At 44.8% G+C, this 8,813-nt stretch carries 8 protein-coding genes and 1 pseudogene; 2 read left to right on the top strand and 7 right to left on the bottom strand.

Features of this window, described 5'->3' with window-relative positions; all coding sequences use genetic code 11:
• Positions 1-281: 281 nt before the first annotated feature.
• From IM477_RS19985 to IM477_RS19975, 3 genes are all read right to left on the bottom strand, one after another.
• The gene (locus IM477_RS19985; protein ID WP_004162778.1) at positions 282-398 is read right to left on the bottom strand and encodes a photosystem I reaction center subunit VIII; all 117 of its coding nucleotides are present in this window, start codon (positions 396-398) and stop codon (positions 282-284) included.
• Between the two features lie 57 nt (positions 399-455).
• Positions 456-938 (bottom strand): photosystem I reaction center protein subunit XI, encoded by a 483-nt coding sequence (locus IM477_RS19980; protein WP_004162779.1) that lies wholly within the window; start codon positions 936-938, stop codon positions 456-458.
• A 256-nt stretch (positions 939-1,194) separates the two neighbouring features.
• Positions 1,195-1,605 carry a universal stress protein gene (locus IM477_RS19975; protein ID WP_045361308.1) on the bottom strand — a complete coding sequence of 137 codons (411 nt, stop codon included), beginning with the start codon at positions 1,603-1,605 and terminating at the stop codon, positions 1,195-1,197.
• A gap of 163 nt (positions 1,606-1,768) precedes the next feature.
• Here IM477_RS19975 and IM477_RS19970 point away from each other — a divergent pair, with 163 nt between their 5' ends.
• The gene (locus tag IM477_RS19970) at positions 1,769-2,977 is read left to right on the top strand and encodes a phosphoglycerate kinase (RefSeq protein WP_287733200.1); all 1,209 of its coding nucleotides are present in this window, start codon (positions 1,769-1,771) and stop codon (positions 2,975-2,977) included.
• Positions 2,978-3,106: 129 nt separating this feature from the next.
• On the opposite strand, the gene IM477_RS19965 is transcribed toward IM477_RS19970, so the two are convergent.
• From IM477_RS19965 to IM477_RS19950, 4 genes and pseudogenes are all read right to left on the bottom strand, one after another.
• On the bottom strand, positions 3,107-3,691 hold the full coding sequence (locus IM477_RS19965; protein ID WP_002776136.1) for a Uma2 family endonuclease: 585 nt from the start codon (positions 3,689-3,691) through the stop codon (positions 3,107-3,109).
• 277 nt (positions 3,692-3,968) lie between these two features.
• Positions 3,969-5,324, bottom strand: coding sequence for a glucose-6-phosphate dehydrogenase assembly protein OpcA (opcA, locus tag IM477_RS19960; protein WP_287733199.1), 1,356 nt, complete (start codon positions 5,322-5,324; stop codon positions 3,969-3,971).
• A 289-nt stretch (positions 5,325-5,613) separates the two neighbouring features.
• Entirely contained in the window at positions 5,614-7,143 is a 1,530-nt protein-coding gene (zwf, locus tag IM477_RS19955) for a glucose-6-phosphate dehydrogenase (protein ID WP_287733198.1), read from the bottom strand.
• A gap of 107 nt (positions 7,144-7,250) precedes the next feature.
• Positions 7,251-8,432 (bottom strand): annotated as a pseudogene (locus tag IM477_RS19950) (RNA-guided endonuclease InsQ/TnpB family protein).
• A gap of 27 nt (positions 8,433-8,459) precedes the next feature.
• On the opposite strand from IM477_RS19950, the gene tnpA reads away from it, so the two are divergent.
• A partial coding sequence (tnpA, locus tag IM477_RS19945; RefSeq protein WP_287733197.1) for an IS200/IS605 family transposase occupies positions 8,460-8,813 on the top strand: 354 nt, incomplete at its 3' end.

Here is an 8,813-nt window from a genome sequence, read left to right as displayed (position 1 = left end):
TTTTCAATTTTTTCTTAGAAGCGACCTGCAGTAAGGGTTTTGTTAATTTTCTAGTATTTATGTATGGGGGAAGTCCAGATATTTTTGTACCCATTTCAGAGTCACTGATAATTGCTGATTGTCGGTATTTCTGCAAATGTGGGATGCAGCCTGGATGCAGGGTGTGGGGTGTAGGGTTTTACCAATTTTCATCTTCCTTTTTCTTCAGAAAATAGAGCTTGAAAACTAACTATCAAATAGCTAATTTTCAAGCTCTTAATTGTAGGAATCCTAGAGCTAAATTAGGATTCACTCTCGATATAGATAAATAACAAACCCATAACCACGGCTGGCATTAACCAACAGACGATCGGGATTAAAATCCAAGGCAGATAAGAAGCTGCGTAGTCACCAGTCATGTCAAACGCTCCTAGGAAAAAAATAAGGAAATGATAATCAGGTAGAAAAAGGGTTAATTATTGATTAAAAACCCCGCGCATGATGCCATCAACGACACCAAGATTTTCTAGGAGGAAATAGGCCACAAAAGCGCCACCCATACCGCCAATAAAGAAACCGGCAGCGAATTGACTCCAACCCTCCGCCGATTTCAGCGGATCACCACTAGCGGCCTTACCTTGGAAGGAGACAAGACCATAACTAGCTAAACAACCCGTAGCCAAAAGAACCATGGCTAAAGCGGGGATTAAGCCGCCGATATTGGCATATTCGGAGTCTCTCAAGGGGCCCAGGACAACCCAGGGACCACCGAGGAAATAACCGTGGGCCATACCCACTTCTAGACCGCGGAGAATCGGGGCTAGACCGGGACGATAGGCAGGTAAGTTACCAATAAAAGCTTTGGTAAAACCAGAAGCGGAAATGGGGGTAGCTAGATGACCAATGAACGGATCATCATTGTAGGGTGTCACCACCTGTTTGTATCCAGTTTCAGCCATTGTGTTTGAGTTCTCCTTTTTCCGATCAACGGGAAAATTGATCATAAAACTTTAAGATTACACTTTAGGCCTAAGAATTACTTCAAGCAACCCCATCGATCGAGTTTTCAAGGGTTGACGGCTGAAACTCTCACAATTCGTTACATTTCTCTCGGGAGAAGGGAGTGGGGGAGTGGGGAGACCACTTCGTGCGCGTTGCGGGGGGGAGTGGGGAGATGGGGGAGAAAAAAGCTGATCACTGATCACTGCTCACTGATTAGGGGATAATCAACACTGGACAGGGGGCAAGGTTAATAACTTTGGTGGTGACGCTTTCGGACACACCTTCGCTGGTTAATCCTAAACCGCGACAACCCATAACGATCAGGTCGGCATTAACTTCATCGGCCACATCACAGATGACAAAAGAAGGTATTCCCTCCCTTTCAATCATTTCCGCCTTGATGCCAGCTTGAGCGAAAATCGCTTGCGCCGATTGTAACAATCTATCCACCGCTTCGATCGAACTCATCTTATCGTCGGGGGCAATTTCTCCGGTGGGTGTCGTTTCCACCACCGACAACAGGACCAAACGACTGTCAAAGATTTTGACTAATTCGATCACACTACTGGTCGCGTCACGACTTTCGCGGCTGTGGTCGATGGGAAATAAAATCGTCTCAAACATAATTAGCAAGTCTCTCCAATCAAATTTTTCTGGGAAAATCAGTCTTAGAACTGCAAAACTGATCCCCAAATCTGAAATAATCTTTGTCAAAGTAATTGCCGCAAGTAGCGATACCCTGATTTAATCTTTATTGTACGGTAAGCAATCTAGGAGGTTATGGGCTGTGCCAAAAAAAACAGTAGCGAATTTAACAGAAGCTGATTTAGCGGGCAAACGGGTCTTAGTCCGGGTCGATTTTAACGTTCCCATGGACAAAGCCACCGGGAAAATCAGCGATGATACCCGCATTCGGGCGGCACTACCAACCATTGAGGATTTAATCAAAAAAGGGGCTAAGGTTATTTTATGCAGCCACATGGGTCGTCCCGACGGTCAAGTTAAAGAAAATTTGCGTCTGACCCCTGTGGCTAAACGTCTCTCGGAATTATTGGGCCAAGAAGTAATCATGTGTCCCGATTGTATTGGTGAGGGAGTTACGGCAGCGATTAGCCAAATGTCTAACGGTCAAGTGGCCCTTTTGGAAAATCTGCGTTTCCACGGTGAAGAGGAGGCAAATGATCCCGATTTTGCCCAAAAATTAGCCGCTAACGCCGATTTATACGTTAATGATGCTTTTGGTACCGCCCACCGCGCCCACGCTTCCACGGAAGGCGTTACCCACTATCTCAGCCCCTCGGTGGCGGGTTATTTAATTGAAAAAGAATTAAACTACCTACAGTCCGCTATTGAAACTCCCCAACGTCCCCTAGCGGCGATTATCGGCGGTTCTAAGGTTTCTAGTAAAATTGGCGTGATCGAAACTCTATTAGAAAAGTGCGATAAACTGCTCATCGGTGGCGGTATGATCTTTACTTTCTACAAGGCCCGCGGTTTAAGTGTTGGTAAGTCTTTGGTGGAAGAAGACAAACTGGAATTAGCTAAATCCCTGGAAGCGAAAGCTAAAGAAAAAGGGGTGGAATTCCTCCTTCCTACCGATGTGGTGTTAGCGGATAAATTCGATAAAGATGCCGAGTCCCAAATCGTCAAGGTCGAAAATATTCCCGATGGTTGGATGGGATTGGATATTGGACCTGAATCAGTTAAAGTTTTCCAAGAAGCTTTATCTAACTGTAAATCTGTCCTCTGGAATGGCCCGATGGGGGTGTTCGAGTTCGATAAATTTGCGGCGGGTACAGATGCGATCGCTCACACTTTAGCCGATTTAACCGCTACTGGTACAACTACCATTATCGGTGGTGGTGACTCGGTAGCGGCGGTGGAAAAAGTGGGAGTGGCGGAAAAAATGAGCCATATTTCCACTGGTGGTGGCGCTAGTTTGGAATTACTCGAAGGTAAGGTTTTACCCGGTATTGCCGCTCTCGATGAGGCCTAATTATCGAAAATTTGGGTTTAAACAAGGTGGGTGTTGCCCCACCTTTTTTTATGAATTAGGGAGTGGGTTTTTCAAGTTGGATTGGGAGTTAATCATACAAAGACTTTTGCGGCAAAAATAGTTGAGCCACTAGGATACTTCAATTGCGGTAAAATCCACCCGCTGATATAAATCTGTCAGGGATATTTGAAAATCTAGAGAAAACAAAGTTAAAATCGCTTCTTGATCGTGATAATCCCGGAATGCCCAATGATCGCCTCTTTTATGAAACTGTTCTATATAATAACCATATTGGTCGATTAAAATATATTCTTCAAAACTATTAAGAGAGCGATAAAATTTAAACTTATCACCCCGATTATAGTCTTGAGTAGATTTTGATAAAACCTCGATAATCACCTGTGGATTGGTAATCGTATCGGTGCGTCCTCTTTCAAGAATTGGTTCTCCCTTAACGATCATAAGATCGGGATAGGTGTACACATTATAGGCGGGTATTGCCAAGCGTAGATCGGTGATAAATATATCATAGGCTTGATTCTGGATAGTTAAGGGAAATCTTCTATAAAAATTTCCCGCAATGCGATTATGGTTAGGAGTTCCCCCAGTCATAATAATAATTTCTCCATCTCGATACTCGTGTCTGTCGGTGGCAGTTTCCTCTAGTTGAAAGTATTCTGCGACTGTGTAGCGTTTCTCAGTGGTTGCGACCATATTGCCCCCTTGAAAGCAAAGCTCTGTTTTTATGATAACCTGTTTTCCGAAAAGCTAAAATTATCGGTTTTAATCAGGTGCTGACTGCTGTATAATGCTAAATTCGTTGAGTAACGCACAGAAAACGGGTTTCTCGGAGAAACCCGTTTTCTACTCATGCACTCATGCAAAAGGGGAAATAAATAATCAGTTTTTAATAACTGAATTTAGTATAAATATCGAGAGACCTTGTTAACAAGGTCTCTCCAAAGTGGGTGGGATTATTGTTGCTAATTTGTCAATCCGGTTGGGATAATTTGAGGATAGCGCCGGTGACTTTCATGCTTTCTTGATAAAGCACATCTTGGCCCCAACGCTGTAACTGTTTACCTAGAAGAGTTTCTGTTTTTTGGTCTTCCAGATGGGACACTTGTTCAATGCGGCAAGATTGGGCCCCTCCCGAAGCTTCCATCCGCATACAGCCGGTAGTTCCCGAACAAATTACCGTACAACAATCGGCCTGAAGATTAGTAGAACTGAGTTTAATACTAATCAGATCCCCTTGTACCTCACCCCAATCGGCCACGGGAACACCGGCTAATTCCGCCTCAATTAAACGCTGGTCCTGACCGAGGAAGCTAATCCGATGAATAGCGTAATCTCCCGACCGGTGACTATATCCCACCGGTCGCCATTGTAACCGGCTGGCCATCCAACCGAGGAACATAAAAGCTTGGCAAGGATTGCCCTTTTCGTAATCAATAGTGATGCGATCGACTTCCAGAATAGCATCCCGGCGCTCCGGTGGATCAAAAGCCTCGGCGGTTAGTTCTTGCCAAGGAGCGAGACGACTCCAGTTCAGGTCAGCTAATGGTACATCTGTTGCTAATAAATCCCCCACTTGCAGCAGTTCCGTTTCCGGTTCCCGAAAAGTGCTGGAATCGACGATAATCGTATCACATTGACTGGCCAGACGCTTAAATAGTCCATATTCCGCATCGGGACTGGCTTTCCACCAGAGAAATTTTGGCAAACTGGGAATAGTTAACTCGGAAATAATGCCGCCAATTCGTTCCAAAGCTTCTGCCGTACCGCTTAAAGTAACGTATTCACAGCAAACTAAAGTGTTCTGACTACGTTTGTTAACGGGACAATAGGCAGAAACAGAGGCTTTTACCCCTTCATCGGCCTCGGCGGTGGGACAGAGGGTAATAATGCGACAGGGATTGGAGGCAGCGATCGCATCTGCCACCCCAATCGCATCCAAATCGGCGGCGTATTGACGATGATTAGCCCCATCCTCGGCGTTTTTTTCCGCTTCCCAGGCCGCCCTTAACCGAGCGACAAATTCATCGCTAGAAAGCCCGGTTACTTCTAGTTCTAGGTCCTTCTGGGCGACTTTGATCGCGGCGTGAGTCCGGGGACCGGCAATACCATCAATCGGGCCAGTGTAATAGCCGAGAAGGGTTAACAATTCCTGTACCGCATCGGGTTCATAGACAATAAAGCTAAAGGTGGTGGCCCGGGTGGCGGCCATACCATCCTCATTATCATTATAGGATTGCCAGATATCGCGCAGTTCCTGCTCGATCACATCGATGGAAACATCTTTCGGTGCTTGCAGGGAGACAATGGGGGGGCTTTGGGTGGTCATGTCAGTTATCAGTTATCAGTTATCAGTTATCAGTTACCAGTTAAGTAGGGAGGCACAATTATTTGTAGGATGGGTTAGCGGTAGCGTAACCCATGCGGGCGTTGGGTTTCATGCTTCAACCCAACCTACGTTCATCTTATATTTAATTTCACCCACCCACTTATCAGTTATCAGTGATTCAGTTACCAGTTATCAGAGGTGAGTTATCAGTTATCAGATGTGAGTTTTTAGTTTACTGATTACTGCTCACTGTTTACTGCTCACTGACTACTGATTACTGTTCACTGTATTAGAGTCGTCGCCAACGACGGCCATCACGGTTAAGGAGAAATTCCGCTTCTGTGGGTTCCCAGGTACCCGCTTCGTATTGGGGTACGGAGGCGGGATCGGCGGGAGCGTCCCAAGCGGCGAGAGCAGGAGTAACGATGCGCCATGCTTCTTCTACCTCGTCAGAACGGGTAAATAGGGTTTGATCTCCTAGCATAGCGTCTAAAAGTAGCCGATTATAGGCATCAGCGCTGGCAACACCGAAGGAGGAACCATAACTAAAGTCCATTTCTACCGTGCGCGTGCGTAATTCCGACCCCGGCATTTTTGCCTCAAAACGCAGGGCAATACCTTCGTTAGGCTGAATTCGCAGACTCAGTACATTTGCATTAGTTTGTTGGGCTGCTGATTGGAAGATTAATAACGGCACATTGCGGAATTGGATGGCAATCTCGGAAACTTTTTTCGGCAGACGTTTACCAGTACGCAGATAGAAGGGGACACCTTGCCAACGCCAGTTATCTACGATTAATTTCATGGCCACATAGGTGGGAGTGGTCGATTCCGGATTAACCCCCGGTTCTTCCCGATAGCCCGGAATGGGTTTTCCTTTCATCCAACCGGCTTTATACTGGCCGCGGATGGCGGATTTTTCCAGGTTATTAATATCGGCCAGGTGAGTCGCTTGCAGGACTTTGACTTTTTCGCCGCGGATACTATCGGCGTTAATAGCGTTGGGTGCTTCCATCGCCGTCAAGCAGAATAACTGCATCAGGTGATTTTGCACCATATCCCGCAAAGCTCCCGATTTTTCGTAATATCCGGCCCGATCCTCCACTCCCACGGTTTCGGCCACGGTAATCTGGACGTGATCGATAAATTGACGATTCCAGAGGGGTTCAAAGATGGCGTTAGCAAATCGGAACACCAATAAGTTTTGGACGGTTTCCTTGCCTAAATAGTGGTCAATGCGATAAACTTGGTTCTCCTGACAAACCTCTTGTACGACTCGATTGAGAACTTGGGCAGAACTGAGATCTTTGCCAAAGGGTTTTTCGATCACTAACCGGTGTTTAATTGGGTCTTTCAGCATTCCGGCCGCGCCGAGGTTTTTAAGACCGGGAGGGAAGAAATTAGGAGAAACCGCTAGATAAAAGACTCGATTGCCGCGAGTTCCCCGGATTCCGTCTAGTTCTTCCAGAAAGACTTTCATTTTGGCGTAACTTTCCGGATCGTCCATGTTGCCGGGGAAATAGTACAACCCTTGGGCGAAGTCTTGCCAATAGTCCTCACTACCAATCCCGTCGGAAAATTCTTCGATGCCTTGGCGCATCTGTTGGCGAAAATAATCATGACTCCACTCTCGGCGCGCTGTACCGACGATGGTTAATTCGGCCGGCAGTCGTCTTTCCCGTTTCAGTTGATAGAGGGCAGGAACCAGTTTTCTTTGGGTTAAGTCTCCCGATGCCCCAAAAATGACTAAAATTAGGGGTTCTGGGGTTCTTTCTTGTCGCAATCCCACTCGGAGAGGATTTTCGAGCAGCTTTACCATAGGATTTTGTCTAGCCGAGGTGCATTATTTTCCAGTCTAGCGAAAATACTCGACGGGATACCTAAATTGACGCTCCCATCGCACTCAAGCGCTTCGGGATTCCCTGTTCATCCAGTTACCTTATCTACTAAGCTTTCACCTAATAGACAGTGGGTAGTCTGTCCGAGGGCTTGAATTTCTGTCCGCCCGACAGTATTTGCCCGTGCGAGAATGTTTATAGCGGCGTTTTCGTCTCTATCCAAGACACACCCACAAGAACAAACATGAGTTCTTACAGATAATGTTTTCTTGACAATATTGCCACAACTAGAACATTGTTGGCTAGTATATTGTGGGTTCACCGCTATCACAAACTTCCCGTGTATTTTCCCAAAGTAGTCTAACCAATCGGTGAACATTGACCAACTCGCATCTTGAATAGATTTAGCAAGCTTAGGATTTTTCACCATATTAGATACTTTCAAGTCCTCATAGACTACCAAATCGTTAGATTGGATTAACGCTTTTGCTGTCTTGACGGCAAAATCTTTACGCTGTCTAGAAACTTTTAGATGAAGGCGAGCTACTTTAGATTTCTGCTTTAACCTTTTTTGGCTTCCCTTTTTCTTTTTTGAGAGTTTACGTTGAGCCTTTTTTAGTCTTTTTTCCGACTTACGAAGAAACCGTGGGTTATCAATTTTATCCCCATGAGAGTCAGTTAAGAAATGGTTTAAACCTAAATCAATCCCTACTTCTTTTCCTGTAGAGTCAAAGGTTTATACTCTCTCAATGTCTAAGACAAATTGACAATAAAAGCCATCGGCTCGTTTAATAAGCCTGACTCTTTTGATAGTAGATTTATCGAGAATCTCACGGTTAAAAGTGCCGATTAACTTTAATTTTCCTATCCCTGTTTTATCCGTGATGTGGATAAACTTTTTGTCTTCTGTTAGTTTCCAACCAGAAGTTTTGTACTCGACAGACCTTGAAAACTTTTTGAATTTGGGATAGCCTTTTTTTGCCAAACCCCTTTGACAATTGTCGTAGAAACGGGATATAGAAAACCAAGCTCTTTCGGCACTTGCTTGAGGAGCCATAGAGTTGAGTTTACCGACAAAAGGAAATTCAGGACTATTAGATAATTCGGTAGTTAGCCTACACAAAGTACCATAGTTAACCTGATCTTCTTTGGTAGAGTCCATCCAAAATCTTAGACATTTGTTCCGAATAAACTGTCCCACCCTGATAGCCTCTTGAATGGCTATCTTTTGGGAAGGATTGACTTTTAAATTAAACTCTATGACTCGCATCGATTCGACCTCTCAATGTGTTATATTATGAGTATAGTAATCCATTGTAAAAAGTGTCAAGAGAAAACTAATTATCGTAGAAAGGTTTTTGAGAAGGAGCATCTAGAGTTTTTGAGAATAGTTTTTCAAAACATAGCTGAGAAATGGGAGGCGAAGATAATAGAGATTAACGGAGAATCAGACCATATCCATATCCTTCTGACTTACCCACCCCATAAGCTGTTAAGTAGTCTAATCGCTAACTTAAAATCAACTTCTTGCCAGCTGATGTGGGATAACTTTTCAGACCACTTGAAAGAGATATATGGTCAAGATAAGAGAATTTTGTGGACAGGGGCATATTTTGTGGCTAGTTGTGGCGGTGTCACAATAGACCAACTT

Origin of the sequence: Microcystis sp. M090S1, assembly GCF_020246295.1 — a bacterium.
In the GTDB taxonomy this organism is placed as follows: domain Bacteria; phylum Cyanobacteriota; class Cyanobacteriia; order Cyanobacteriales; family Microcystaceae; genus Microcystis; species Microcystis aeruginosa.
Note: the sequence above shows the minus strand (reverse complement) of the source record. Positions and strands in the feature narration are given on the sequence as shown.

Coding starts and splice junctions, on each gene's coding strand:
- IM477_RS19985 (WP_004162778.1), bottom strand. CDS start 398: ATGACTGGTGACTACGCAGCTTCTTATCTGCCTTGGATTTTAATCCCG.
- IM477_RS19980 (WP_004162779.1), bottom strand. CDS start 938: ATGGCTGAAACTGGATACAAACAGGTGGTGACACCCTACAATGATGAT.
- zwf (WP_287733198.1), bottom strand. CDS start 7,143: ATGGTAAAGCTGCTCGAAAATCCTCTCCGAGTGGGATTGCGACAAGAA.
- opcA (WP_287733199.1), bottom strand. CDS start 5,324: ATGACCACCCAAAGCCCCCCCATTGTCTCCCTGCAAGCACCGAAAGAT.
- IM477_RS19965 (WP_002776136.1), bottom strand. CDS start 3,691: ATGGTCGCAACCACTGAGAAACGCTACACAGTCGCAGAATACTTTCAA.
- IM477_RS19975 (WP_045361308.1), bottom strand. CDS start 1,605: ATGTTTGAGACGATTTTATTTCCCATCGACCACAGCCGCGAAAGTCGT.